This is a genomic window from Pseudomonas sp. Marseille-Q5117 (genome assembly GCF_946901175.1).
Taxonomy (GTDB): domain Bacteria; phylum Pseudomonadota; class Gammaproteobacteria; order Pseudomonadales; family Pseudomonadaceae; genus Aquipseudomonas; species Aquipseudomonas iranensis.
This window is the reverse complement of record NZ_CAMPPP010000009.1, coordinates 151,048-176,065: the sequence shown is the minus strand read 5'-3', so window position 1 is coordinate 176,065 and position 25,018 is coordinate 151,048. Positions and strand designations below refer to the sequence as shown.

Annotated in this window: 21 protein-coding genes; 19 read left to right on the top strand and 2 right to left on the bottom strand. The window is 60.6% G+C overall.

The window, feature by feature from the left end; translation table 11 throughout:
* Positions 1 to 274: 274 nt before the first annotated feature.
* The 3 genes from OC605_RS16325 to OC605_RS16315 all read left to right on the top strand — a co-directional run bounded on the left by OC605_RS16325 (position 275) and on the right by OC605_RS16315 (position 4,352).
* Positions 275 to 877 carry a fimbrial protein gene (locus OC605_RS16325; protein ID WP_101159472.1) on the top strand — a complete coding sequence of 201 codons (603 nt, stop codon included), beginning with the start codon at positions 275 to 277 and terminating at the stop codon, positions 875 to 877.
* Positions 878 to 945: 68 nt separating this feature from the next.
* Entirely contained in the window at positions 946 to 1,695 is a 750-nt protein-coding gene (locus tag OC605_RS16320; RefSeq protein ID WP_130899379.1) for a molecular chaperone, read from the top strand.
* A 197-nt stretch (positions 1,696 to 1,892) separates the two neighbouring features.
* A complete protein-coding gene (locus OC605_RS16315) occupies positions 1,893 to 4,352 on the top strand; it encodes a fimbria/pilus outer membrane usher protein (protein WP_262138188.1) in 2,460 nt (819 codons plus the stop codon).
* Positions 4,353 to 4,492: 140 nt separating this feature from the next.
* On the opposite strand, the gene OC605_RS16310 is transcribed toward OC605_RS16315, so the two are convergent.
* The gene (locus OC605_RS16310) at positions 4,493 to 5,398 is read right to left on the bottom strand and encodes a LysR family transcriptional regulator (protein ID WP_130909794.1); all 906 of its coding nucleotides are present in this window, start codon (positions 5,396 to 5,398) and stop codon (positions 4,493 to 4,495) included.
* Between the two features lie 118 nt (positions 5,399 to 5,516).
* Here OC605_RS16310 and OC605_RS16305 point away from each other — a divergent pair, with 118 nt between their 5' ends.
* Both OC605_RS16305 and OC605_RS16300 read left to right on the top strand, forming a co-directional pair.
* Positions 5,517 to 6,443, top strand: a complete 927-nt coding sequence (locus tag OC605_RS16305; protein WP_178083622.1) for an alpha/beta hydrolase — start codon at positions 5,517 to 5,519, stop codon at positions 6,441 to 6,443.
* A gap of 94 nt (positions 6,444 to 6,537) precedes the next feature.
* On the top strand, positions 6,538 to 6,747 hold the full coding sequence (locus tag OC605_RS16300) for a hypothetical protein (RefSeq protein ID WP_206420356.1): 210 nt from the start codon (positions 6,538 to 6,540) through the stop codon (positions 6,745 to 6,747).
* Position 6,748: 1 nt separating this feature from the next.
* Here OC605_RS16300 and OC605_RS16295 read toward each other — a convergent pair whose 3' ends face one another.
* On the bottom strand, positions 6,749 to 7,723 hold the full coding sequence (locus OC605_RS16295; protein WP_262138183.1) for an NAD-dependent epimerase: 975 nt from the start codon (positions 7,721 to 7,723) through the stop codon (positions 6,749 to 6,751).
* Between the two features lie 682 nt (positions 7,724 to 8,405).
* On the opposite strand from OC605_RS16295, the gene rfaH reads away from it, so the two are divergent.
* The 14 genes from rfaH to OC605_RS16225 all read left to right on the top strand — a co-directional run bounded on the left by rfaH (position 8,406) and on the right by OC605_RS16225 (position 25,015).
* Positions 8,406 to 8,924 carry a transcription/translation regulatory transformer protein RfaH gene (gene rfaH / locus OC605_RS16290; protein WP_262138181.1) on the top strand — a complete coding sequence of 173 codons (519 nt, stop codon included), beginning with the start codon at positions 8,406 to 8,408 and terminating at the stop codon, positions 8,922 to 8,924.
* Positions 8,925 to 8,975: 51 nt separating this feature from the next.
* Positions 8,976 to 10,133, top strand: coding sequence for an outer membrane beta-barrel protein (locus OC605_RS16285; RefSeq protein WP_262138179.1), 1,158 nt, complete (start codon positions 8,976 to 8,978; stop codon positions 10,131 to 10,133).
* Between the two features lie 12 nt (positions 10,134 to 10,145).
* Positions 10,146 to 10,679 (top strand): polysaccharide biosynthesis/export family protein, encoded by a 534-nt coding sequence (locus OC605_RS16280; protein WP_262138177.1) that lies wholly within the window; start codon positions 10,146 to 10,148, stop codon positions 10,677 to 10,679.
* A gap of 2 nt (positions 10,680 to 10,681) precedes the next feature.
* Positions 10,682 to 12,991, top strand: a complete 2,310-nt coding sequence (locus OC605_RS16275; RefSeq protein WP_262138176.1) for a GumC family protein — start codon at positions 10,682 to 10,684, stop codon at positions 12,989 to 12,991.
* A 66-nt stretch (positions 12,992 to 13,057) separates the two neighbouring features.
* Positions 13,058 to 14,449, top strand: a complete 1,392-nt coding sequence (locus OC605_RS16270; RefSeq protein WP_262138174.1) for an undecaprenyl-phosphate glucose phosphotransferase — start codon at positions 13,058 to 13,060, stop codon at positions 14,447 to 14,449.
* Between the two features lie 46 nt (positions 14,450 to 14,495).
* Positions 14,496 to 15,854 carry a UDP-glucose dehydrogenase family protein gene (locus OC605_RS16265; protein ID WP_262138172.1) on the top strand — a complete coding sequence of 453 codons (1,359 nt, stop codon included), beginning with the start codon at positions 14,496 to 14,498 and terminating at the stop codon, positions 15,852 to 15,854.
* Positions 15,851 to 16,558, top strand: a complete 708-nt coding sequence (locus OC605_RS16260; protein ID WP_137213482.1) for a WecB/TagA/CpsF family glycosyltransferase — start codon at positions 15,851 to 15,853, stop codon at positions 16,556 to 16,558. Before OC605_RS16265 ends, OC605_RS16260 begins: the two co-directional genes overlap by 4 nt.
* An 11-nt stretch (positions 16,559 to 16,569) precedes the next feature.
* On the top strand, positions 16,570 to 17,649 hold the full coding sequence (locus OC605_RS16255) for a glycosyltransferase (RefSeq protein ID WP_262138169.1): 1,080 nt from the start codon (positions 16,570 to 16,572) through the stop codon (positions 17,647 to 17,649).
* Positions 17,646 to 18,752, top strand: coding sequence for a glycosyltransferase (locus OC605_RS16250; protein WP_262138166.1), 1,107 nt, complete (start codon positions 17,646 to 17,648; stop codon positions 18,750 to 18,752). The genes OC605_RS16255 and OC605_RS16250 overlap by 4 nt, the downstream gene beginning before the upstream one ends.
* 1 nt (position 18,753) lies before the next feature.
* Positions 18,754 to 20,061, top strand: a complete 1,308-nt coding sequence (locus OC605_RS16245) for an O-antigen ligase family protein (RefSeq protein ID WP_262138163.1) — start codon at positions 18,754 to 18,756, stop codon at positions 20,059 to 20,061.
* Positions 20,055 to 20,984, top strand: coding sequence for a glycosyltransferase family 2 protein (locus OC605_RS16240; protein WP_262138161.1), 930 nt, complete (start codon positions 20,055 to 20,057; stop codon positions 20,982 to 20,984). The genes OC605_RS16245 and OC605_RS16240 overlap by 7 nt, the downstream gene beginning before the upstream one ends.
* 16 nt (positions 20,985 to 21,000) lie before the next feature.
* Complete coding sequence (locus tag OC605_RS16235) at positions 21,001 to 22,419, top strand: oligosaccharide flippase family protein (protein WP_262138159.1); 1,419 nt, start codon at positions 21,001 to 21,003, stop codon at positions 22,417 to 22,419.
* A 31-nt stretch (positions 22,420 to 22,450) separates the two neighbouring features.
* A complete protein-coding gene (gene galE, locus OC605_RS16230; protein ID WP_262138158.1) occupies positions 22,451 to 23,506 on the top strand; it encodes a UDP-glucose 4-epimerase GalE in 1,056 nt (351 codons plus the stop codon).
* A gap of 30 nt (positions 23,507 to 23,536) precedes the next feature.
* Positions 23,537 to 25,015: a family 16 glycosylhydrolase gene (locus OC605_RS16225; protein WP_262138156.1), complete on the top strand. Its 1,479-nt coding sequence runs from the start codon at positions 23,537 to 23,539 to the stop codon at positions 25,013 to 25,015.
* Positions 25,016 to 25,018: the final 3 nt, after the last annotated feature.

Genomic DNA, 25,018 nt, shown 5'->3' with positions numbered 1-25,018 from the left:
TAATCTTTCAAGCAGGACGCCCGCTCACAAACTTTGCGTTGACTGAGAATTTCTGCATCCGCGAATACTAGCCAGACAAAGACCGCACGACTTTGAGAATTGTCTCATTTGGTTCGCTGCACCATTACCGCAAATATGAATACGCCACTGCCATATTACTGACTGGCTCGCACCTTTATCGCTTTAAGACAAATCCCAAAGACCCGCCACCACCGCACACCTAATATGGCCTGGCATTTCAATGCAGCACTTCACAATAACTTCGGATATAAACATGAAAAAGTTCGCTTTCGCAGTACTCACTCTTTCCGTACTGGCTGCCTCCACTGGTGCAGTGGCTGAAGAAGCCGCCAAAGCTGTCAAGGGCGGCAGCGGTCAAATCAGCTTCACCGGCGTTATCAATAACGACGCTTGCTCGGTAGATGGCGCCTTGGGTAACGACAAGATGATTGCCGTGGACATGGGCAGCGTGTCGATCAAAGACATGGGCACCGACTCCGCTCCGGGCGCCGGTCGTGTGGCCGCCAACGATTTCAACCTGAAAGTGAACTGCAACGCTGGCACCAAGGTTTCGATGCTGTTCAAACCAACCGTAAACGGCGGTTCGGGCCTGGTTGATGGCAAGAAAGTTCTCAAGCTACAGGGTGCAGACGCGGCCAAAGGCGTTGGTATCGCACTGCTGGACAGCAATGGCCAGTTGATCGACCTGAGCTCCGAAGCCACTGCCAAAGTGCAGACCAACCTGACTGGCGACGCAACCACAGGCGGTGACGGCACCCTGTCGTTCGCAGCCGCTTACGTCACCACCGGCGACAAGACCACCGCTACTGCCGGTACCGGTAACGCCACTCTGCCGTTCGTTCTCGAATACGAATAAGCAGCCCGCAATACCTGGACGGGGCCGCTGTGCCTCGTCCTTCCCGACCAGATTAATCGGTGAAATCTATGTTAAGTCGCTACTTTCCGCTTTGCCTGGGGCTTGCCGGGGTGTTGATGACGCACTCGGCATTCGCCAGCATCTCCTTGAGCTCCACCCGGGTTATCTTCGATGGCGCGCACAAAGAGGCGAATGTCACCGTGCGCAACGGCGGACAAACCATTCTGGCGCAATCGTGGCTGGATGCCGGCGACACGGCTGGCAGCGCACCGCCTTTCGCAGTTACTCCACCACTGGCCAAACTTGAGCCCAATCAACAGCAATTACTGAGGATTCTTTATGAAGGCCGCGGCATGCCTGCGGACAAGGAGTCGGTGGTATGGCTGAACGTGCAGGAAATCCCCCAGGCCAGTGCTGCCGATGTCAACACGCTGCAATTGGCGGTACGTCAGCGTATCAAGGTCTTCTTCCGCCCGGACGGACTCACCGGTGATGCCGCAAAGGCACCGGAGCAACTTGCATGGCAATTGGTCACTCAGGCTGGCAAGTCGGTGCTGAAAGTAAAAAACCAAAGCAACTACCACGTGTCGCTGGCGGATCTGAAAGTCGTTGCAGGGAAAAAAGCGGAATTGGTAATTGATTCGACAATGATCGTTCCAGGGGAAGTTCGCTCATTCAATCTGAAAGATCTGCCAGCTGGTACTTCGCATTTGAGTTTTTCAGCAATTAACGATTACGGCGCACAACAACGATTCGATGCACCACTAAGCGTTGCCGAAAGCCATGCCGAGCGCGTGAAAGATGCCTCCGCCCAGTAAATCCCCCGCCCCACCCTGCCAACTTACAAGCTATTCACAAGTTCCGGACTCCGGTTGAAGCAACACGGACTGATAAGGCAAATTGCATGTTTTCCTCCCAACACCACACATCTGAAAGTTGTGTTAAGCATCATGTTGCGCGCCAGAAAAACAAAGCGGCGTTGGGCTGCCTGCATCCATTGTGCTTTGCTATCAACATGGCCATTTGCGGATTCGCCGTGGGCGCCGAAGCCCCGGCCGCAGTGGCGAGTGAATCTTTCAATACGCTGTTCCTTGAAGGTTCATCGGCGGTCGATCTGCAACCGTTGCTGAATGCCAACAGCGTCTTGCCAGGCCAATACCGCGTCGACGTGTTCAGCAACGGCACGCTGGTCGGGCGTCGCGATATCGATTTCGCGGCCAACCCGGTCAACGGCAAAGTCGAGCCACGCATCACCCTGGAACTGTTGCAGCAGCTGGGTGTGGACATGCGCAAACTGCGTGAGCAGGGTCTGGTTGACGAGCAACACCCTGCCGATCACTACGACCTGCCTGCAATGATCGAGCAAGCGAGTCTCAATTTCGATGCCAACCGCCTGCGCCTCAATATCAGTGTGCCGCAGGTCGCCATGGCGCGTGGCATGCGCGGCTATGTAGATCCGGAGCTTTGGGACCAAGGCGTGGCCGCCGGTTTCATCAACTACCAGCTGAGCAGCACCCGCAGCAAAACCGATTACACCACGCAAATCTCCAATAACCTGGGGCTGCGCAACGGCATCAACTTTGGTGCCTGGCGTCTGCGCAACGAATCCAACCTGAGCAGCTCCACCGGCCGGCCCAACCGTTTTGTCAGCAACCGCACGTTCATCCAGCGCGACCTCACGGCGATCAAGGGGCAACTGAGCGCGGGTGAAATCTTTTCCGACTCGGATCTGTTCGACAGCGTGCGCTACCAAGGCGTCAAGATCGCTTCTGATGAAGGCATGCGTGCGGACAGTGAGCGCGGTTATGCACCGATCATTCGTGGCGTGGCGGAAACCAATGCGAAGATCGAGGTCCGCCAGGACAACTACATTCTCTACACCACCAATGTACCGCCGGGTCCGTTCGAGATCAGTGATATCTACCCATCGGGCTCCAACGGTGACCTGGAGATCACCATTGTCGAAGCGGATGGTCGGCGCAAGGTAACCCGGCAGGCGTTCTCCGCCCTGCCGACGATGGTGCGTGAGGGGCAACTGAAGTACAGCCTGTCGAGCGGCAAGTTCAACAACAACAGCGAGGGCTATGACAAACCGGCTTTCGTTGGGGGCACTTTCGCCTACGGCTTGACCAGCAATCTGACGGGCATTGCCGGCATTCAGGCGAGCAACGGCTTCAAGGCGCTGTCCATCGGTGCGGCGAAGAACACCTCGATTGGCGCGATGTCCCTGGACGTTACGCAATCGTCCAGCAAGGCATTCGGCAAAACTACCCAGGGCAGCAGTGTCCGCGCGCTCTATGCAAAGACCTTCACCGGTACCGATACCAGCTTCACTCTCGCCGCCTATCGTTATTCGACCGAGGGTTACCGCACGCTGACCGACCATGTGCAGGACACCAGCGCCGGCGCTACGCGGCGCGCGGGCAATGCCAAAACCCGTACCGACCTCACGGTCAACCAGACCCTTGGCGAAGCGCGCCAGTTCGGCTCGCTGTATTTGAATGCCAGTGACCAGCGCTATTGGGATCGCGGTGGCTCGCGCAGCTTTTCCGCCGGCTACAACAACAATTGGCGCGACCTGAACTACAACATCAGCCTGAGCAAAACCCAGGAATTCGGCGCACGCGGTGACACCAGCAACGATACGCAATTAAGCGTTTCAATATCGTTCCCGCTCGGATCGACACCACGCGCACCGCGTGCCTACGTTTCCAGTAACCATCAGAACGCCGGTACCAGCACGCAAGCCGGGATCAATGGTTATCTGACCGAGGACAGCGACACCTACTATTCCGTGCAGACCGGGCGCAGCGTCCAGGGCGAGCGCTCTGGCTCGCTCAGTCTGAGTACCCGTACGTCGATGGGCGATCTGGGCTTTGGCTACAGCCGAGGCAGCGGCTATGAGTCGCAGAACCTGAGTGCGGCCGGATCGATCGTGGCTCATGCCGGCGGCATCAATATGGGCCAGACCGTCGGTGAAACGTTCGGCCTGGTGGAAGTCCCCGGCATGTCGGGCGTCGAAGTCAGCAGCTATTCGGGTGTGAAAACCGGCCTGAACGGCTATGCGGTTCTGCCTAACGCGCAACCGTATCGCGTCAACTGGGTAACGCTGGACACGCGCAACCTGGGCGGTGAGATCGAGCTGGACAATGCCACCCAGCAACTGGTGCCAAGACGAGGTTCGGTGGTTCTTGCACGCTTCGAAGGCAGCAAAGGCAGACGCGTCCAGTTTGAACTGTACGATGCCAACGGCCAGCCGATTCCATTCGGCGCGGTGCTGTTGGATAGCGACGGCAAACAACTGGCATTGTCAGATCCGACGGGCAAAGCCCTGGCGCTGGTGACCAAAGATCACGGTGTCATCACCATCAAGTGGCAGGGCAAAAGCTGCCCCGTGCCATACAAGCTGCCGGAAAAGGTCGAAGGTTTGAACTACGAGCAATATCGGTTGGCCTGCTCTTCGAGCGCGAAGTAGACCGACCGCGAGTTTGTCACTCTACGCCCCCTCAGCCAGAACACAGCCCTGATGATTCAGGGCTTTTCAATGCGCACAGTTTGGACATTGCCGTCATCAATAACATCGGAGTTTGCAAAACAGCTGCAATGACCAGGCAATCACTCCCAAGGCGCCGGTGACCACGCTTCCACCAGCCTGTCGATAAACAGCCGAATCTTCGGCGACAGGTGTCGCTTGCTCGGGTAAATCACCCGGATCGGCTCGGCAGCCTCGGCGTACTCAGCGAGCAACTGCACGAGCTTGCCACTGCGCAGGTCATCGTTGACCACATAGGATGGCAACGTCGCGATACCGAGGCCTGCCGCAGTCGCCTGATGCAAGGCTTCGGCGCTGTCCATCTGCAGCCGTCCGGCATGAATGACCGGCACAGGCTGACCATTGACGCGAAAATTCCACGCCAGCAATCGGCCGCCGCTGACGAAGTGCAGGCACGCATGCCCGGCCAGATCTTCGGGTGTCTGCGGTGCCGGATGTTCATTCAGATAATCGGGCGAGGCACAGGTGATCATTTGCTGGTAAGCCACCGTGCGCGTGAGTAGCCCGGAGTCTTCCTTGGGCGGACCGATGCGAATCGCCAGATCGAAACCCTCGTCGATCAGGTCGACCAGCCGATCGGAAAACGTCGCGTCGATGGCGAGCGACGGCCAGTCTCTCAGACAGCGCTCGATGTGCTGCACAACGTGCAGCCGGCCCAGTGCTACCGGCAGGCTCATGCGCAAGCGGCCGCTGGGCGTCGAACGGCGGAACGCCAAAGCCTCTTCGACCTCGTCCAGATCCTGCAAGATGCCCACACATCGCTCATACAGCACCCGACCATCGTCGGTCAGGCTCAGGCTGCGGGTGGTGCGGTTGAGCAGACGGACCTGCAGACGCGATTCGAGCCGCACGATCGATTTACCGACGGCCGAGCGGGTCAGCCCGAGTTGCCTGGCCGCCGCCGTAAAACTTCCAGTATCCACCGAGGCGACGAAGGCGGCGATGTCGTTCAGGTTATGCAGTTCCATGTGGCCTCCGGGTTTGGCATTCAGGCGGCTTGGCACCGGTTATGGGGAAACCTATTCCCCAATCATGAGCATACCATTTCGATTAGTTAAGCCATCACTAACGTCTGATCGAGGTCATATGAACATTGAAGTAAAAGCCGCCGTACAAACCTGGGCCAACAGCCTCAGCGATCTGGTGCCCGTGCTGAAGGGTATCGATACCACCACTAAGATGAGCGACATCCGCGATGCCTACGCAAAAATGCTAGGGCAGAATCAACCACCGGCTGGCGTGAGGTTTGAAGCAGTCGACATGGGCGGCGTGCCCGCTACGCTGGTGACTCCGGATGAACTCAAGACCGACGCGGTGCTGATGTACATCCACGGCGGTGCCTACATCGTCGGTCGACCTGACGGCTACCACGGCATCGGCGGCAACTACGCAAAAATGCTCGGCGCGCGGGTGTACATGCCGGATTACCGCCTCGCACCCGAGCATCAGTTCCCCGCCCCCATCGATGACACTTTGCGCGCCTATGAGTGGTTGCTTGAGCAGAACATCGCCGCCAGCAAGATTGCCTTCGCAGGCGAGTCGGCGGGTGGCGCGATGGTGGTCAGCGTGATGGTCGCGGCAAAATCCAAAGGCTTGCCCTTGCCCGCAGTGGGTTCGTCCATCTCGCCATGGGCCAACCTCGAACACACCGGCGTCTCCATGAGCAATCGTGAAGGCCTTGATCCGCTGAACTCCAAGCCCGTGCTGGATATCCTCGCGCGAGCCTTTCTCGGCGACACCTTGGCCAACCATCCGCTGGCGTCGCCGGTGTTCGCCGACGTCACCGGACTGCCACCGATTCTGGTGCAGATCGGCGAAAACGAACTGATGCTCAGTGACGCCATGCGTCTGGCCAATCACCTGGCGGACAACCGCGTCCGGGTCAATCTTGAAGTGTGGCCCGGCATGTTTCACGCCTGGCATTTCTACGCGGGCATGCTGGCCGAGGGGCAGCAGGCGCTGGAGAGTTCGGTGCGGTTTATCGAGGCGGGATTGATTGAGGCTAATCGCTGATCAGACAGCATTCGCTGCTGATCGGCGACACTTCTGGCTGTATAGCTCGGCGTCTTGGCGGTATGGTGGTTTGCCGACCGCCGAGGAACCCTTAATGCCGAAAAAACCACCACCCCCTGACAGCAACCCCAGCGCAGCCGACATCGAACGCGCCATTCTGGCCTTGAACAAAATGGCCGAACGCCTGTGGGGCGATGGGCGTGAATCCGAGGCCAAGGCCCTGCTCGATGCACTGGATGCGTTGAACCGCGCCCTCGACCGGATCCGCATCGGGGAAAGTCGCAGGGCCGTCACCCTGCACTGAATCAGACCTGGTAAAACTCGCGATACCACTGCACGAACGCTTGCACGCCCTGCTCGATCGGCACCTGCGGGCTGAAGTCGATGCAGCGTGCCAGCGCCGATACGTCGGCCCAGGTCTTCAGCACGTCGCCCTCCTGCATCGGCAAATAACGGCGCTGAGCCTTGATGCCCAGTGCCTGCTCCAGACATTCGACGAAGCTCATCAGCGCCACCGGACTGCCGCGACCGATATTGAACAGGCGATTGGTGCCGCGCTCGGCGCTGATTGCGGGCGGTTTGTCGAGCAGTCGGAAAATCGCTTCGACGATGTCGTCGATAAAGGTGAAGTCCCGCGCCATTTCGCCTTGGTTGTAGAGGTCGATGGCGCGCCCGTTGAGCATCGCTTCGGTGAATTTGAACAGCGCCATGTCCGGTCGCCCCCACGGGCCGTACACGGTAAAGAAGCGCAGGCCGGTGGCCTGCAAGCCGTAGAGATGGCAGTAACTGTGGGCGAGCAGTTCGTTGGCGCGTTTGCTCGCGGCGTACAACGAAACCGGTTGATCGACCGGATCGTCTTCTGCAAACGGCATCTTGGTATTGGCGCCATACACCGAACTGCTCGATGCATAGATCAAGTGCTCTGGAGGGTGACGACGGCACGCTTCCAGAACGTTGAGAAACCCGACCAGATTCGACTGCGCATAGGCATCAGGATTGTCCAGCGAGTAGCGCACTCCGGCCTGCGCAGCGAGGTGAATGACCTGTTTGTAGTGGCCGTGTTCGAACAACGCGGTCAAAGCGCTCTGATCGACAATGTCCAGCCGCTGGAACGTAAAATTGACCAGCGTCTGCAATCTCTGCAAACGCGCCTGTTTGAGTTTGACGTCGTAATAAGGATTGAGATTGTCGATACCCACAACCTCTAGCCCTTCGCGACATAAACGCATGACCGTGTGATAACCGATAAAACCTGCGGCACCCGTTACCAGAACACTCATGATTGCCTCGGCTCACCGGTTTGACTTCAAGAAATATGCAGCACGAACATTTACCCGCGAACGACCGTAACTATTCATAGACGACCTTAGTTACTCGGGCCAGCAGCATCCGACGCGAGGCATCTAAAATCAAAACTTCTTACGAACCGAAACATGTAAGATTGAAACTAATTTGCTATCACGCGCACCATCTAACCTCCGCGACTTCAACAACTTCGAAAAGTTTAAAAAACCCGACGAATAAATTTCACCTTTACCAATCAATAACCTACGTGAGATGGCCATCATCAGCGGATGAAAGGTAATGTTTTTGACTGTTAGCAATTGACAGCTTGCAAAGACTGGCCGATAACTTAGCACTGCCCGATGAGCTCGCGCCGACGCACACTTTTCTGCTCTCCGGCTATTTATGTAATTGGATCCTGAAGGTCGCAACTGCGAACCGTGCGGTAGCTTTGCTCAAACAAAAGCGCGGACTCGTTATAGCCAAGACGGCCATGGATATAACAACAACCCAATCAAGTTGATTCATTTTTGAAACACTTCTTCTGCCAATAAACATTGATGCATCTGGCTCGGCACTTTGCCTTGATCAGCCTACTACCTACTAGCAAGCATGACGGCTCGTCCCACGCTATCGGCCGCCCTGCTTAAACGATCGCTATGTATGGAGTACTCCAGCATGCTAACGGTTTGCCGCAACGGTTCTAACTGGTATTTATTGCAGTGCAAGCCCCGCCAGGATGAACGGGCACAACTCAATCTGCAGCAACAGAACTATTCGACCTTTCGGCCGCAACTGATGAGCGAGCGCAGTATTCGTGGCAAACGCCAACGAATCCTGGAATCGCTGTTCCCCGGCTACGTGTTCATTCAACTGAGCCGCGACGATAACTGGGCACCGATTCGCTCGACCCGTGGTGTCAGCCGCATCGTCGAATTCAACCATGTGCCCGCCCGCGTCGATGAAGACGTGATCGCGCAATTGCGTGAGCGCAGCCAGAAGTCGCTCGGCTTTCCTGCCGATCCGCAGCTCAAGCCCGGCGAACCTCTGCAAATCGTCCAGGGCCCACTGTCCCCGCTCGAAGGCGTGTTCCTGTCCATGCACGGCGATGAGCGCGTGATGATGCTGCTCAATTTTCTCAACCGCCAACAGCACGTCAGCGTCCCGCTGAGTTACCTCGAACGCCAGCGACAATAGTCCGGATCTGCTTCGCCCTGACTCCGACCCCCTTAATCAGGAGCGTGATCCATGGCTCTGAAGCCTCGCTGTTCCCTGGTTTTAGTCGTCGCCTGCTGCGCACCCGAAGCATGGAGCGTCGAGCCGCAAGCGATCAATGTCTACGGCTTCGATTTCACCCCGACCTTTGCCTTGTCGGAAAGCTACGACGACAACTTTCGCGAAGTCGAACACGATGTCGAATCGACCATGGTCACCCGTTTGGCGCCGGCCTTCGAGCTCAAGGCCGAGAATCGCAACAGCGCCACGCGGGTGATCTGGGAGCCGACCCGCTACATCTATCACAGCGCTTCGGACGCTTCGAACACCGCCCAGCGGCTGCGCGCCGACAGCATCATGGAATTCACCGATCGGCACCGGCTGAAGCTTGAAGCCGAGGCGCGTAAATACGAGCGCACCACCTCGACCGCCGTCGACGGCATCAACGACAAGATCGAGAGCCAGCGCGTCGGCGGCGTCTACACCTTTGGCGCGCGCAGTGCGCTGAACCAGATCGACCTCGGCGCCAGCTACGCACAGCTGCGCTACGACAACTCCGATGGCATCAACGATGACAAGGAGCGCAACACCAGCAACCTGACCAGCACCTGGTATCACCGCCTCGGCAGCAAAACCCGTGGCTTGCTCGAATACGACCACACCCGCTTCGACTACCTGCAATCGAACAGCCCGCGGAGCAGCCGCTCCGATGCGGTGTTGGCCGGTGCCGAGTGGGACATGACGGCGAAAACCACCGGCAAATTGCGCGTCGGTTACGAGCGCAAGAATTTCGACCAGAGCGGTTCCGACGACCTGAGCAACCCGACCTGGCAAGTGGATCTGGCGTGGAAACCGCGCACCTACTCGACCTTCACCTTTCTCGCGCGCCAGGCCATGGCCGAAGGCGACGACGGGTCCGACGCGGTGAAAGCCACCTTCACCCAGATCGGTTGGCGTCACGGCTGGACCGAGCGCATCACCACCGTCGCCGAAGCCGGCATGGGCCATTACGTCTACGAAGGCCAGGACCGCAGCGACGACCTGCAGGATTACAAACTCGGCGTGAATTACGAAATGCGCCGCTGGCTGGACGTCGAAGTCGCCTACCGCCACCGCGATAACGACTCCGATGCCGACAACGAAAGCTTCACCCGCAATGTTTTCCAGATCACGTTCGACGTCAGTCTGTAGGAGGGTTGGGCCATGCACACGCGCCTGATTTTATTGTTGTTGCTGCTCTGGACAGTGCCCACAGTCGAGGCGGCGGACAGCAACACCGATTACCGCCTGGCCGCTGGCGATGTCTTGCGCATCATCGTGTTCGGCGAGCCGGAACTGAGCTTCAAGAAGATCCGCCTCAACGATGCCGGCACCTTCTCCTACCCGTTTCTCGGCGAAATCGTCGCCAAGGGCCTGACGCCCAATCAGGTCGAAAAGAAAATTGTCGATGGCCTCAAGCAAGGCTATCTCGTCGATCCGAAAGTCAGCCTCAGCCAGATCGAATACCGCCCGTTCTACATCAACGGCGAGGTGCAGAAGCCCGGCAGTTATCCCTTTCAGCCTGGGCTCACTCTGGAAAAAGCCATCGCCCTGGGTGGCGGCCTGACCGAACGCGCCTCGATGAAACGCGTGACGATTCTGCGCGGCAGTGGCGGCCCACCGGTCACCGAGAACATCTCGCGCACCACCGTCATCGCCCCCGGCGACACCATTTCCATTGCACAAGGCTTTTTCTGATCATGGACAACAGCCCAAGCACCTACCTCGAACGTCCGCTCCAGGCCCACTCGCAAACGCAAGCGGGCGATGAGTCGGACACCCTTGATTTGCTGCACCTGTGGCGGGTGATCTGGTCGGCGAAGTGGAACATCGCCTGGCTGGTGCTGCTCAGTTGCGCGCTGGCCGTGGCGGCGCTGTCGTTCATCACGCCGCAGTACGTCGGCAGTGCGACGTTGCTGATCAAGGACAAGACGCCGCCGGTGTTGAGTTTCCAGCAAGCCGCCGAATCCGGCGGCGCCACCACCACTGATTACTTGCAGACTCAGCAGGCGTTGCTGCAATCGCGGGAACTGGCCGAGCGCGCCGTGCGCAAACTTGGCCTGACTACCAACCCGATCACCGATCCACGCCAGCAGGCGCAGAGCTGGTTCACCCCGCGCCAATGGCTGGCCGACCTCAATCGTGACCAGTGGCTGCCATGGCTGGACCTGTTGCCGCCGCCGAAGCCGCCAGCGACCGAAGAACAAGTGTTCAACGACGTCACGCAAAACCTGATGCTGCACACCAGCGTCAAGTTTGTCGGCAAGAGTCAGTTGCTGGAAATCGAAGTCGAACTACCTGACCCGGCGCTCGCTGCGGCGGTGGCCAATGCCCTCGCCCAAGGCTTCATCGACAGCCAGCAGGACACCAGCCTGAAGTCCTCGCAAAACAACACCAGTTGGATGAACACCCGCCTGGTCGAGTTGCGCGACAACCTGCGCGTTGCCGAAAACAAGTTGCAGGCCTACCGCGAGGAACAGGGTCTGGTCGATGTCGACGGCGTCGCCACCATCAGTGCCAACGAACTGCAGATGACCGGTAACCGCATGATCGATGCGCGCCGCGACCGTGCTGAAGCGGAGAGCCAGTTCCGTCAGGCGCAAGCCTTGAGCAACGGCGACATCAGTCGTTTGTCCAGCGTGCCGGCAGTGCTGAGCAATCCGCTGATTCAGCAGTTCCAGGCCGACCTGGCCAAGGCTCAGGCGAAAGTCGAAGAGTTGTCGGGCCGCTACGGGCCGAAGCACCCGGCGCTGATCTCCGCCCGATCCGAACAACGTACGGCGGCCAACAGCCTGCGCCTGCAAGTGCAGCAAGTGGTCGCCGGTATCGAGCGCCAGTATCAACTGGCAGTGGCCAGCGAAGACGCCTTGCGCAAATCCTTCAACAGCAACAAGGCGCAGATTCAGGACATTTCGCGCAAGGAATTCCAGTTGCGCGAGTTCCAGCGTGAAGTCGACAGCACCCGAGCGCTGTACGAAACCTTCGTCACCCGCCTCAAGGAAACCGCTGCCACCTCGGACATGGATTCGGCCAAGGCGCGCATCGTCGACCCGGCGATCGCGCCGCTGGAAGCGAGCAAACCGCGCAAGAATCTGATCCTCGCCATCGTCGCGCTGGTGGCTGCGGTGGTCGGCGTCGCCCTCGCCTTCCTCTTCGATACGTTGAGCAACACCTTCAAGACTGACGACACCGTCGAGAGCCTGCTCAATGTGCCGCTGCTCAGCGTCGTGCCGCTGGTGATGAAAAAGAGCCGGCGGCAGTTGGCGCGGCTGTTCGAGGACAACGACCACCCGCGTTTCTGCGAAACCATCCGCAACCTGCGCACCTGGCTGATGCTGCAAAACAACGAACGCCCGGCGCAGGTGGTGCTGGTCACGTCTTCGGTGTCCGGCGAAGGCAAGAGCACCATCGCCAACAACCTCGCCTCGTCGTTGGCGCCGCTGGAGCGAGTGCTGCTGATCGATGCTGACATGCGGCAGCCGACGCTGTCGCTGAACTTCGATTTCCCGCCGGAAAGCCCTGGCCTCGCCAACCTCATGGCCGGCAGCGCGCGGCTGGAAGACTGCATTCGCAGTGTCGGCAATCTCGACATGCTCCCGGCCGGCTGTCTCACGCCCTCGATGCTGGACCCGTTCGACGCACCACGACTGAAATCCTCGAGCAATTCCAGCAGCGCCGTGGCCCCCGCCCAGGATCTGCTCAGTTCGCCGCGCCTGGGTCGGCTGTTGCAGATTCTCAAGTCGCGCTATCGGCACATCATCATCGATTCGCCGCCGGCAGAAATCGTCAGCGACGCACTGTTGCTGGCCCAGCATTCTGATGCGGTGATCTACGTGGTCAAAGCGCAGAGCACGCCGGTCGGCCAAGTGCGCAAGAGCATCGCCGTGTTGCAGCAGAGCCAGGCGCCGGTATTCGGCGTGGTGCTCAATCAGGTCGATCTGCGCAAGGCGCGCAAGTACGGCCATGGCCATTCCCGTTCCTTCTACGACTACGACTTCGCCCCGCGCTGATCCTCCGGGCCGTGCCGCCCGGCAACAGCAAATCCTACCCTGTTCGACGAATCGGAGATCGCGCCGATGACCTCGCAATATTCCGCGCAAATGGCACACCGTCGCGGCCTCACCTTCTGGGTGCACTGGCTGTGCGCAATGACCCTGGTCAACCTGTTGCTGATCGTGCTGGTGCACTGGCGCATCGGCGAGTTGCCCAGTGAATATCGGCTGCTGATCATCCTCACGGTGCTTGGCTCGATGCCGGTCTACGGCCTGGTGCAGGTCTACCACAAGCGCCATGGTCTGCTGGTCGGGCTCGGACGTTTGCTCGCCGGCTGGCTGATTCTGCTCGGGCTGCTGATGAGCATCGCCTTCGTCACCCAGACCAGCGCGTTGTTCTCCCGGCAGGTGGTAATTGTCTGGGCGGTGGTGGGTTTTCTCGCCCAGGCGGCGACGTTTCTGCCGCTGCATCTGTTCGTGCGCATGTATACGAAGATGATCTGCAACGAGCGCCGCGCGGTGATCATCGGCACCTGCCCGACCGCCCATGAGCTGGCGCGCAAACTGCTCGACCCGGATCGCGCGCTGCTGCTCGGGTTTGTCGCGGCGAAAGCCGACAGCGGCCCGGCGCCGAGCATCCTGCCGCTGCTCGGCGAGGTCGAGGACATTCGCGAAATCATCACCCGCTTGCAGGCGCGGCGCGTGTATATCGTGCTGCCGATGGCCGAGGCAGCGACCATCGAAGCGCTGTACATCAACCTGCTCGACATGAACGTCGACGTGGTGTGGATTCCGGATCTGGGCAGCATGGTCCTGCTCAATCATTCGATCTCCGAGATCGAGCGGATGCCGGCGATCTACCTCAACGAAAGCCTGCTCACTTCGCACCCCGGCAGCCTGTTCTGCAAGGACCTGTTCGAACGCAGCGTGGCGGCGGTGGCGCTGATTCTGCTCAGCCCGCTGCTGCTAGGCGTGGCCATCGCGATCAAGCTGACGTCGCCGGGGCCGGTGCTGTTCAAGCAGAACCGCCATGGCTGCGACGGCGAAGTGATTCGCGTGTGGAAATTCCGTTCAATGCGCGTGCACGACGATCAGCAAGTGCGTCAGGCCACCCGCGACGACGACCGCGTCACACCGCTGGGACGCTTTCTGCGACGCAGCTCGATCGATGAGCTGCCGCAACTGTTCAACGTGCTGTTCGGCCACATGGCGCTGGTCGGCCCGCGCCCCCACGCGGTGACCCACAACATCTATTACACCGGCAAGGTGCGCGCCTACATGGCGCGGCATCGGCTCAAGCCTGGCATCACCGGGCTGGCACAGATCACCGGGCATCGCGGCGAAACCGAGACCGTGGAAAAGATGCAGCGCCGGGTCGCTCAAGACCTCAATTACATCAATCAATGGTCGCTGTGGCTGGACATCAAGATCCTGCTGAAGACGCCCTTCACCCTGTTCTCGAAAAACATCTACTGACAGCGGCCAGCGCTCTGGCCCACCCCGCCACGCATGAGGTTTTCCCATGAATGTGAGTGTATTCGGTATCGGTTATGTCGGACTGGTCCAGGGCGCCGCGCTGGCCGAGGTTGGCCACAACGTGCTGTGTGTGGATGTCGACGCGGCCAAGGTGCAGGCCTTGAATGACGGCAGCCTGCCCATCTACGAACCCGGGCTGAAAAGCCTGGTGCGGGAAAACCATCACAGCGGCCGCCTGCAATTCGGCAGCGATCTGGCCGCTGCGGTAAAACACGGCGACGTGTTGCTGATCGCGGTCGGGACGCCGCCTGACGAGGACGGCTCGGCGGATCTCAAACATGTGCTCAGCGTCGCCCGCACCATCGGCGAGCACCTGCGCGGCGAGCAGATCATCGTCGACAAATCCACGGTGCCGGTGGGCACGGCGGATCGGGTGCGCGAATGCATCAATGCAATCCTCGGCGAAAGCGGCCGCGCTGCGCTGACCTTCGATGTGGTTTCCAACCCGGAATTTCTCAAGGAAGGTTGCGCGGTCGACGACTGCATGCGCCCCGACCGGATCATCATCGGCACCGACAGCCCACGCGCCGAAGCGCTGATGCGTGAGCTGTACGAACCGTTCAATCGCAACCGCGAAAAGATCATCGTCATGGACGTGCGCAGCGCGGAGCTGACCAAGTACGCGGCCAACTGCATGCTCGCGACGAAGATCAGTTTCATGAACGAAATGGCCGGGCTCGCCGAAAAGCTTGGCGCCGACATCGAAATGGTTCGCCATGGCATCGGCTCGGATCCGCGCATCGGCTACCAGTTCATTTATCCCGGCATCGGTTACGGCGGTTCGTGTTTTCCCAAGGATGTGCGGGCGTTGATCCATGCCGCCCACGGCGTCGACATCGATGCGCGCCTGCTCCGCGCGGTGGAATCACGCAACAACGAGCAGAAAAGCACGCTGTTCCACAAGATCGCCGAGCACTTCAACGGCGCGCTGGAAGGCAAAACCTTCGCGCTGTGGGGCCTGAGCTTCAAGCCCAACACCGACGACATGCGCGAAGCCCCCAGCCGCGTCTTGATGGAGGCGTTGTGGCGTGCCGGCGCCAATGTGCAGGCATTCGACCCGAAAGCCATGGAGCAGGCCCAGCAGCTTTACGGCCCACGCGATGACCTCACGCTGGCGGGGACCAAAGAGGCGGCGCTGAAAAATGCCGACGCGCTGGTGATCGTCACCGAGTGGCAATCGTTTCGCGCACCAGACTTCGAACTGCTCGCCCGCCAGTTGAAAAATCCGCTGATCTTCGATGGCCGCAATCTGTTCGATCCGCAACGCCTCAGCGCACGCGGCTTCACCTACATCAGCGTTGGTCGGCCGACCTGCGCCGCCGAAGCACAGGATCTTGCATCATGATCCGCCTCGAGCTGCTCGACCGTTATTCGCCGGCCCTGCTGGAATCCAACCGGGCGTTTTCCTTTCTCAACTTCGCCTCGATCGGCAGTTTCATCCGCCAGCCGCCGTCGTCGCTGGCGTATTTCTGCGACGGCATGCTGATGTCCGGTTTCATGTCGCGCATCACCGGGCGCGCGGTGCAGCGGGTCAGTTTCGATTTCACCTCGATTGCCGACCCGGTGCTGCGCGAGTCCGAGCAGCGCGGCAAGCGCGTGTATGTGGTCGGCGCGCAGCAGGCGGAGCTTGATCGTTTCGTCGACAAGCTCGGCACGCAGTACCCGCGCCTGCAATTGGTCGGCGCGCGCAACGGTTACTTCGACGCCGAACAAGGTGCGGCAATCCAAGCTGACATCTGCCGGCAGCGGACCAATCTGCTACTGGTCGGCCTTGGCGCCGGTCTGCAAGAGCGCTTTATCCTCGAAGCACTGCGCGGTGGTTTCAGCGGCGTGGCGTTCACCTGCGGCGGTTTCATTCGTCAGGAGGCCAATGCCAGCGAGCGTTACTACCCCGACGCGATCAATCGCCTGCACCTGCGCGCCTTTTACCGCATGTATCGCGAGCCGCACACGATCAAGCGTTACCTGCTCGACTACCCGAGCAATGCCCTGCGCCTGACCGAACTGATTCTGCGCCAGCAAGTGGCAATCAATGTCACTGCCCCATGAGGATTGTGCCGATGCATATTCTGTTCACGCTCAAGGATTACCAGACTGGCGGCGGCGTCGAGTGCGTGCAGCAACGCCTCGCCGAACAGTTTCTGGCGGACGGTCGGCGGGTGAGTTTTTTCGTCATGAACGGCGACTCGCCCAACGTCGACGGCGCGCCGAGCATGGCCGGTGGCGGTGGCGGCCTCGCTGGCTGGCTGAAGTCGATCGTGCTGCTGCGCCGGCTGATTCGCCGGGAGGGGGGGACGCATCTGATTGGCGCCAAGGAGCAGGCCAACCTCTGCACCTGGTTCGCCACCCTAGGCAGTGCCTGCAAAGTCATCTACACCCGCCATGCCGCGCTGGATTGTGCCGAGCAGAACACCGGGCGCGCCAGCCTGCGGCTGTTGTACGCGCTGTATCTGTGCGGCAGCGGCAAGGTGGTCGCGGTGTCCCAGGGATTGCGCCAGTCGCTTGCCGGGTTGATGCCTTGGGGCCAACCGCGCATCCGTTATTGCCCGAACGCGGTCATCACCGAGCAACTACTGCGCGCGGCACAAGCGCCGCTGCCCGGTGGCGTGCCCCATCATTACTGGCTGGGGGTCGGCCGGCTGGTGGAAACCAAAGGCTTCGATTTGCTGCTCGAGGCGTACGCGCTGGCGGCGCAACAACGCACGCTGCCCTATCTGGTAATTGCCGGCGACGGCCCTTTGCGCGCGCAGCTTGAAGCGCAGGCGCAACGGCTGGGCATCGAACGCTTGGTGCATTTCACCGGGCATCTGCGCAATCCCTATCCGCTGATCCGCCATGCGCAGCTGTTGGTGCTCAGCTCATTGCACGAAGGCTTGCCGACGGTACTGGTCGAGGCGCTGGCGCTGGGCACGCCGGTGATTTCCACCGATTGCGGCAGCGGGCCGCGCGAGTTGCTCGACGACGGACGCCTCGGGCGCCTGGTCAACGTTAATGATGCGCAGGCGTTGGCCGAGGCGCTGCTCGACAGCCTGGCCAGCCGCGAATCCGCGCCACCGCCGCGACGCTCAGTCAGCGAAGCGATCCAGCCCTATACCAGCCAGTACGCCGCGCAGGCTTATTACCAGGTGTGGAACCGATGAAAAAGCTGCTGATCATCCTCCAGGACCTCGGCGCCGGTGGCGCGGAGAAAATGATGGTGCGCCTCGCCGGTGCCTTGGTCGAGGCCGGTAATGAAGTGACATTGCTGATGCTCACCGGTGCCGGCATCAATCAACCGGCGCTCGATCCTCGGGTCAGGCAAGTGTTGCTCGACAGCCCGCGCAGCGCCGCTGCCGTGCCCGCGCTGATGCGCTTTTTGCGCAGCAATCGCTACGACGCGCAACTGGCGGTGCTCACTCATGTCAACGTCGTGGCGATTGCCGCCGCCGCGCTGTCCGGGACGCTGGCGCGGCTGCATGTCAGCGAGCGCAATGCCTTTTCGCGGGACAAACACGTCAACCCGGCGCTGTCGGTCAAGCTCGCCTACTGGCTGGCGCCGTGGCTGTACCGGCTGATTCCCAACCCGGTGATCTGCGTGTCGCAAGGCGTCGCCGGAGATCTGGTCGACACCACCATCGCCCGCCCGCGCGATGTCACCACCGCTGACAACCCGGTGCTCGACAACGATTTTCGCGACAAACCCGCCGCCGCGCCCAGCCATCCCTGGCTGAAGGACAAAACCACCCCGGTAATCGTCGCTGTAGGACGCCTGGCGCCACCACAAGGCTTCGACACCCTGATCGACGCCTTCGCCCGCCTGCCGCAAGGCGATGCGCGGCTGATCATCTTCGGCGAAGGCGCTTTGCGCGGCGAACTGCTGGCCCAGGCGACAGCGCTCGGCGTTGCAGAGCGTTGCGATCTGCCGGGGTATGCCAGCGACCCCATCGCCGAAATCGCTCGGGCCGATTGCTTTGTTTTGTCGTCACGTTTCGAAGGCAGCCCCAACGCCCTGGTCGAAGCCCTGTCGACCGGCACGCCGGTCGTGGCGACCCGCTGCCCGTATGGCCCGCAGGAAATTCTCGCCGATGGTGCCGTCGCCCCCTTGGTCGAGGTTGACGATCCCGCCGCGCTCGCCGCCGCGATCAGCCAACAACTGGCGACGCCGCGAGCCGCGCATCGCCAGCGCCGCATCGAGGCGGCCGCGCGCTTTGTCAATGCTCGCGCGGTGCAGACCTACCTCAAGGCGTTACTCGGGAGGCGCTGAGATGAACCGCCTGCAAGTGCGTTATTCGACGCTGGCCGACGCCTTCACCCTGTTCGGCGTGCTGTTCTATACGCAAGTGATCGGCTTCTTCCTGCGCCTGGGTAATGTGAGCACGCTGGACGATGCCCAGCAGGATCTGGAAGGCAATCTGGCCAATCAGGTCTGCGGCTTGCTGACTTTGCTGGTGCCGCTGTTTTTCTTCATCCGGCACAAGGTGTTCCTCAGCAAGAGTTTCTACCGGCAGAACCTGTTCTTGCTGTTGTTTCTCGGCTGCGTGGCGGCGTCGATCAGTTGGTCGAGCGAGCCGATGCTCAGCTTCAAGCGTTTCGTCGCGCTGCTCAGTGTGGTGTTCTTCGCCGGTTTCATTGCCTGGCGCTACAGCCTGGAACGCATTGCGTTTCTGTTTGGCTGCGTGATCGGTGCCGCCGCGTTGGTCGGCTTGATCTTCGCCGTGATTCGCCCGGACATTGCCTTCATTTCCGGCGGCATTCGTGACGGTGCGTTTCGCGGGGTGTTCGCGGAAAAGAATGCCGGCGCACGCCTGAACGCGATAGCGATCCTGTTGCTGCTGCCGATGATCCGCCAGCGCAACCCGCTGGCCATGCTGTATGGGCTGTTCGCGCTGATCGCCATCGGTCTGGCGCAGTCGGCCACGGCGATTGCGCTGATCGTCGCCGGCACCGCCAGTTACGCCTACTTCATCATCCTGATCCGCTTGCGCATCAACCGTTCATTGCTGGCCTTCACCGCAGCGACGCTAGTGTTCTTCCTTCTGTGTGGGGTGCTTTACGCCAACTACGCCATGCTGCTGGAACTGGTCGGCCGCGACCCGTCGCTGACCGACCGCACGCTGATCTGGGAGCTGTTGCAGCCGCTGATCGATGCGCAATTTCTCAAGGGCTATGGCTTCGGCGCGTTCTGGGCCAGTGCCGATGCCGATGCGTTCATCACGCGCTGGGGTTACATCGGCAATGCCCACAGCGGCTACGTCGAAAGCCTGCTCAATGGCGGCCTGATTCAGTTGATCGCCCTGCTGCTGATGTTTGCCCAGACCCTGAGCAAGCGCTATCGCGCAATCACGGCGGATCAGTCGGCGCGCTATCAGGCCTGTGCGCTGGTGGTAATCGGCCTGTTCGTGGTGACCAATTACGTCGCCTACGTGATCCCCAACTACCGCTCCGGCGAGTTCCTGATTTTCTGCGTGCTCAGCCTGACCTTCCGCCACCACCTCGTCGCCCGTACCCAGCCGCTGCCAGTCGCCAGCGCGCGGCCACTGCGCGGCACTTTCCGGGAGCAACGCCCATGCTGAATGATCCCTCGGCCGTCACCGTGTGCGTGGTAATTCCGCTGTACAACGCCGCCGCCAGCATTCAACGCACACTGGACTCGGTGTGCGCACAGACCCGCCTGCCGGACAAAGTCATTGTCGTCGATGATGGTTCCAGTGATGCCGGTCCAGAGATCGTCAAGCACTACGTCGCGCCCTTCCCCATCGTGCTGTTGCAGCAGCCCAACCAAGGCCCGGCGAGTGCGCGCAATCACGGCGTGTTCAGCGCCGAAGAAACCTTCATCGCCTTCCTCGATGCCGATGACCGCTGGCATCCGGATAAACTGCAAAAACAACTGGCGCTGCACGCGGAGTTGACCCGACAGGGACGCAAAGTCGGCTTGATCGATTGCTTTCAGATGAGTGAATTCAGTGATGGCAAACGTCAATTGGAAGATCGCTGCAAACACGGCGAGCACTTTGCCGATTTCATGCGCGAAAACATCATCAACGGCACCTCCGGCGTGCTGGCCGTGCGCGAGATCATCGTCGCCATTGGCGGCTTCGATCAGAGCCTGCGCTTTGCCGAGGATCGCCTGCTGTGGACGCGTATCGCCGAAATCAGCGAGATCCACAGCGGGCCGCAGATTCTCCACTGGCGCGCCGTCAACGCTGCCAACATCACCGCGCAACCGCACAAGTATTACCCGCACAAGCTGCGCTTCATCCAGCTGTATCTGGCGCGTTACGGCACGCGGCTGAACAAGCAGCAGCGGATCTATTTCGTCCTCGCCAATCACGCGGAGTTTCTTAATGCGTTTTCCCGGCGCGGCGATCACCCACGGGTCATCGAGGTGTTCCGGCAGATGCTCGGACATTCGTGGCAGACGCTGTTGTTCTCCCGGGGCAAACCGACCCTGCGCTACCTCTACGCCTGCTTGAAAAACCTGGGCAACAGCCGCTGAATTCAGGGATCGCGCCATGGCCAACCGCCGCCTGATGACCCTCGTATGGATTTTCACCGAGAAGTTCGGCCTGATCTTTCTGTCGATGATTACCTTTGTCGTCTACGCGCATCTGCTGACGCCGACGGAGCTGGGCATCGGCACGCTGATCATCGCCGTGGTCGAAGTGGTCGGCATTCTATTCTCGTCGATGCTGGAAGACCCGCTGGTGCGCCTGCAACGTGTCGAGGACAAACACATCAGCAGCGTGTTCTGGTTTGCCGTGCTGGTCAGTCTGTTGTCGATTGCTTTGATTTCGCTGGCAGTGGTGCTGTATACGCCGTCCACCGCGCTGCGCTGGATGACCGCCGTGGCCTCGGTAAAAATCCTTTTCACCCTGATGGCGCGGGTGTATGTGGCGCAGATGCGCCGCAGCGGCAATTTCAAGTTGCTGGCCTCGCGCACATTGCTCGGCAAAGTTGCTGGCGGGGTTGGCGGTGTGGCCGTGGCAATGCTGGGTTTCGGCCCGTGGGCGGTGGTTGCTCAGGCGCTGATCATGGACGGCGTTTCCACGCTGGTGCTGATGCGCGGTGATCGGCGGCGCATCGCTTTTCTGATTGATCGCCAGGTGCTGGGCGAAGTGCTGCGCGCCGGTCTCCCGGTCTGTGTCAACGTGATGAGTTCGCAAACCCTGCAACGCGGCGTCAACCTGATTCTCGGTCTCACCGCTGGCGCCCATGCGGTGGGCATGTTCAACCTGGCGATGCGCATCATCGACCTGCCTCGCTCGGCAATCTACAACGGCTTGATGAGTTACGCCTTGCCGGTGTTCGCCCGGCGCAGCGCTGAACCGTCGCGCCTGATCGGCGTGATCGGTGATTCCACGGCGATCAGCGGTTTCGTACTGACACCGCTGTTCTTCGGTATCGCCCTGACCGCCGAAGACATCATCCTGCTGATCTTCGGCGCGAAATGGGCCGATGCGATTCCCTTGCTGCAAGTGCTCGCCTGCACGGCGGCGCTGGGCAATCTGGCGCTGTATGCAACCACTGCGCTGGTGGCGGTCAATCGCACGCACCTGACGCTCAAGGCCGAAGTTGCCACCACCCTGCTCGCGCTGGCGCTGGTGTATCTGCTCGGCGCGAGCTACGGCGGCATGGCGGCGGCGCTGGCTTTGCTGCTGCGCATGCTGCTGATCACGCCGTTGCAGGTACGCGGCCTGCACGTCGCGATTGGTTATGACTGGCGCTGCTTCTTTCAGTCCAGTTACCGCAGCCTGTCTGCCTCTGGCGTGATGGTCGTCGTGGTGCTGTGGACGTCGCGGCAAACCGGCCTGTCCGGCTACGCGCACCTGGCGGGCGATATTGCCATCGGCGCGCTGACCTACGCCTTGGCCTACAGCCTGCTGCACCCGCGCTGGCCGCAAGAATTCAAGTTGGTGTTTACCGCCCGCTGAGCTGCATTTCCTCGCAATGGAGCACGTCGTCATGCGCAAAACCACGTTGATCACGGGCGGTGCCGGCTACATCGGTTCGCACACGGCATTGCAATTGATCGAGTCCGGACGCCCGGTATTGATCCTCGACAATCTGTGCAACAGCAGCCGCGAAGCAGTCGCCCGGCTGCAGCTGTTGAGTCATTCGCACATCGATTTCATCGAAGGCGATATCCGCGACGCTGCGTTGCTGGAAGAGATTTTCAGCACCTACGCGATCGACGCGGTGCTGCATTTCGCCGGCCTCAAAGCCGTTGCGCAGAGCGTGCGGCGGCCAATGGATTACTACGCCAACAATGTCGTCGGTACGCTGAACCTGTGTCAGGCCATGGCCCGCGCCCATGTGTTCAATCTGGTGTTTAGCTCATCAGCCACCGTGTACGGTGAGCCGGCCAGCATGCCCATCGTCGAAGACCACGGCACCGGCAAACCTGCCAATCCGTACGGGCGCTCGAAGCTGATGATCGAAGAACTGCTCAGCGACCTCGCCCTCGCGGATGCGCGCTGGAACATCGCTGTGCTGCGTTACTTCAACCCGATCGGCGCGCACCAAAGCGGATTGATCGGTGAAGCGCCCAATGGTCGACCTAACAATCTGCTGCCGTGCCTCACCGAGGTTGCCAGCGGCCAGCGCGCTGCGTTGACCGTGTATGGCAACGACTATCCAACCGTCGACGGCACCTGTGTTCGCGACTACATCCATGTGCTGGATCTGGCCGAAGGTCATCTCAAGGCGCTGCAGGTTTTGCACGGTGATGAGCATGGCCTGCACATCTGGAATCTCGGCACTGGCACTGGCTACAGCGTGTTGCAGATCATCAGCGCCTTCGAAGACGTCACCGGTCTGCGCATCCCCTACCGCTTCGCCCCGCGCCGCGCCGGTGATATCGCCGAGTGCCGCGCCGACGCGAGCAAGGCCGGACGCGAACTGGGCTGGCGCGCGCAACGCGAGCTGACGCAAATGCTCATCGACAGCTGGCGCTGGCAGACCCACAACCCATGGGGCTACCGCCCGCAACCGGCGCCGCTGCTGGCGATGGGCACTTGAACCGGGGCAAATCCACGTTAGGGACGACTCATGAACAGATCACGCTGCTTGCTGTTGGTTTTGCTGCTGCTGAGCGCTGGCGTCAGCGCCAATATTCCGCGACCGGTGGCTGACGGACTGGTGCTGTGGCTGGACGGCAATGATCCGGCCTCGATGACACTGGAGGGGCAAAACCAGGTCGTGCGCTGGCTGGATAAATCCGGCAAGGGCAATGACGTGGTTGTCGACAATCGCGCGGCGACGACATTGCCCACGCGCGTCGACAACGCCCTCAACGGCCACGGCGTAGTGCGGTTCAGCGGCACGGCGGCATTCATGGGCCAGGCGATCCGCACAAGCAAAGGCCCGGTGACGGTGTTCGTTGTCTCGCGGCGTCTGCCCGAGCAGGCCGGCGGCAAGGCCTGGCAGCGCCTGTTCAGCTCGCGGCCGCAACTGGCGGATAACGATAACGTCGCGCCGAATTTCGGCATCAGCGTGCAGCAGACCAGCGCCTACGAGCCGGCGCTGGCGCTGCTGGAAACCAGTGACGTGCCGATCGGCCCGTTCGCGGTGGCGCGCAACGTGGTTGGCACCTCGGAAATCCTGCGTGGCGACATTGCCGAAGTACTGGTTTATGACCGCCCATTCAGCAGCCAGGAAGAACGCCGCAACGTGTTTGAATATCTGGCGCAAAAGTGGGCGGTCGCCATTCCGCAACAGGTCGATGCCTGGACTCGCGTCGGCCCATTAGGCCCGACCCCGACGCACGTTACGCCCGACCTGCCGTTATCGGACCAGGCCAATGCCGGCGGTTGGAAACGCGATACGCGGCTGTCCGACGAATTCAACGGCAGCACCCTCGATGCCGAACGCTGGCACGTCAACAACGCCACCGGCACCGATTCCCTCGGGCGCAAACCGGCGCTGTTTTTGCCGGAGAACGCCAAGCTCGGCAACGGCAATCTGAACATCACTTTCCGCAAACAGACCCTCCCGGAGAAATACGTCGCCCTGGGCTACAAGGATTACAGCTCGGCGATGGTCCGAACCAACGAACGGGGGATGTACGGCTATTACGAAGCCCGGGCGAAACCGATGAATTCTGCTGGCTCCAGTGCGTTCTGGCTGGCATGGACCGGGCTGCCGGACAATGCCACGGAAATCGATATCTTCGAAATCGGCGGCAAGACCCGCAACGAAGCGTTCGATCGCCGCTACAACATGAACGCGCATGTCTGGGCTCGACCGCAGAATGATCAGCACCTGAGTTCCGGCAGTACCTGGATTGCACCGTGGCGGCTGGCCAATACCTTTCACGTCTACGGTTTCGACTGGCAACCCGAGACCTTGCGCTGGTACGTCGACGGCGTATTGGTCCGGGAAGCGAAGAACAACTACTGGCACTTCCCCATGCAAATCGTCTTCGACAGTGAAGCGATGTGGGACTGGTTCGGCGTGGTCGACGATGCTGACCTGCCGTCGGTGTTTCGCATCGATTACGTCAGGGTCTGGACGCGCTCAGCGCAATAGCTG

Coding starts and splice junctions, on each gene's coding strand:
- OC605_RS16325 (WP_101159472.1), top strand. CDS start 275: ATGAAAAAGTTCGCTTTCGCAGTACTCACTCTTTCCGTACTGGCTGCC.
- OC605_RS16320 (WP_130899379.1), top strand. CDS start 946: ATGTTAAGTCGCTACTTTCCGCTTTGCCTGGGGCTTGCCGGGGTGTTG.
- OC605_RS16315 (WP_262138188.1), top strand. CDS start 1,893: ATGGCCATTTGCGGATTCGCCGTGGGCGCCGAAGCCCCGGCCGCAGTG.
- OC605_RS16310 (WP_130909794.1), bottom strand. CDS start 5,398: ATGGAACTGCATAACCTGAACGACATCGCCGCCTTCGTCGCCTCGGTG.
- OC605_RS16305 (WP_178083622.1), top strand. CDS start 5,517: ATGAACATTGAAGTAAAAGCCGCCGTACAAACCTGGGCCAACAGCCTC.
- OC605_RS16300 (WP_206420356.1), top strand. CDS start 6,538: ATGCCGAAAAAACCACCACCCCCTGACAGCAACCCCAGCGCAGCCGAC.
- OC605_RS16295 (WP_262138183.1), bottom strand. CDS start 7,723: ATGAGTGTTCTGGTAACGGGTGCCGCAGGTTTTATCGGTTATCACACG.
- rfaH (WP_262138181.1), top strand. CDS start 8,406: ATGCTAACGGTTTGCCGCAACGGTTCTAACTGGTATTTATTGCAGTGC.
- OC605_RS16285 (WP_262138179.1), top strand. CDS start 8,976: ATGGCTCTGAAGCCTCGCTGTTCCCTGGTTTTAGTCGTCGCCTGCTGC.
- OC605_RS16280 (WP_262138177.1), top strand. CDS start 10,146: ATGCACACGCGCCTGATTTTATTGTTGTTGCTGCTCTGGACAGTGCCC.
- OC605_RS16275 (WP_262138176.1), top strand. CDS start 10,682: ATGGACAACAGCCCAAGCACCTACCTCGAACGTCCGCTCCAGGCCCAC.
- OC605_RS16270 (WP_262138174.1), top strand. CDS start 13,058: ATGACCTCGCAATATTCCGCGCAAATGGCACACCGTCGCGGCCTCACC.
- OC605_RS16265 (WP_262138172.1), top strand. CDS start 14,496: ATGAATGTGAGTGTATTCGGTATCGGTTATGTCGGACTGGTCCAGGGC.
- OC605_RS16260 (WP_137213482.1), top strand. CDS start 15,851: ATGATCCGCCTCGAGCTGCTCGACCGTTATTCGCCGGCCCTGCTGGAA.
- OC605_RS16255 (WP_262138169.1), top strand. CDS start 16,570: ATGCATATTCTGTTCACGCTCAAGGATTACCAGACTGGCGGCGGCGTC.
- OC605_RS16250 (WP_262138166.1), top strand. CDS start 17,646: ATGAAAAAGCTGCTGATCATCCTCCAGGACCTCGGCGCCGGTGGCGCG.
- OC605_RS16245 (WP_262138163.1), top strand. CDS start 18,754: ATGAACCGCCTGCAAGTGCGTTATTCGACGCTGGCCGACGCCTTCACC.
- OC605_RS16240 (WP_262138161.1), top strand. CDS start 20,055: ATGCTGAATGATCCCTCGGCCGTCACCGTGTGCGTGGTAATTCCGCTG.
- OC605_RS16235 (WP_262138159.1), top strand. CDS start 21,001: ATGGCCAACCGCCGCCTGATGACCCTCGTATGGATTTTCACCGAGAAG.
- galE (WP_262138158.1), top strand. CDS start 22,451: ATGCGCAAAACCACGTTGATCACGGGCGGTGCCGGCTACATCGGTTCG.
- OC605_RS16225 (WP_262138156.1), top strand. CDS start 23,537: ATGAACAGATCACGCTGCTTGCTGTTGGTTTTGCTGCTGCTGAGCGCT.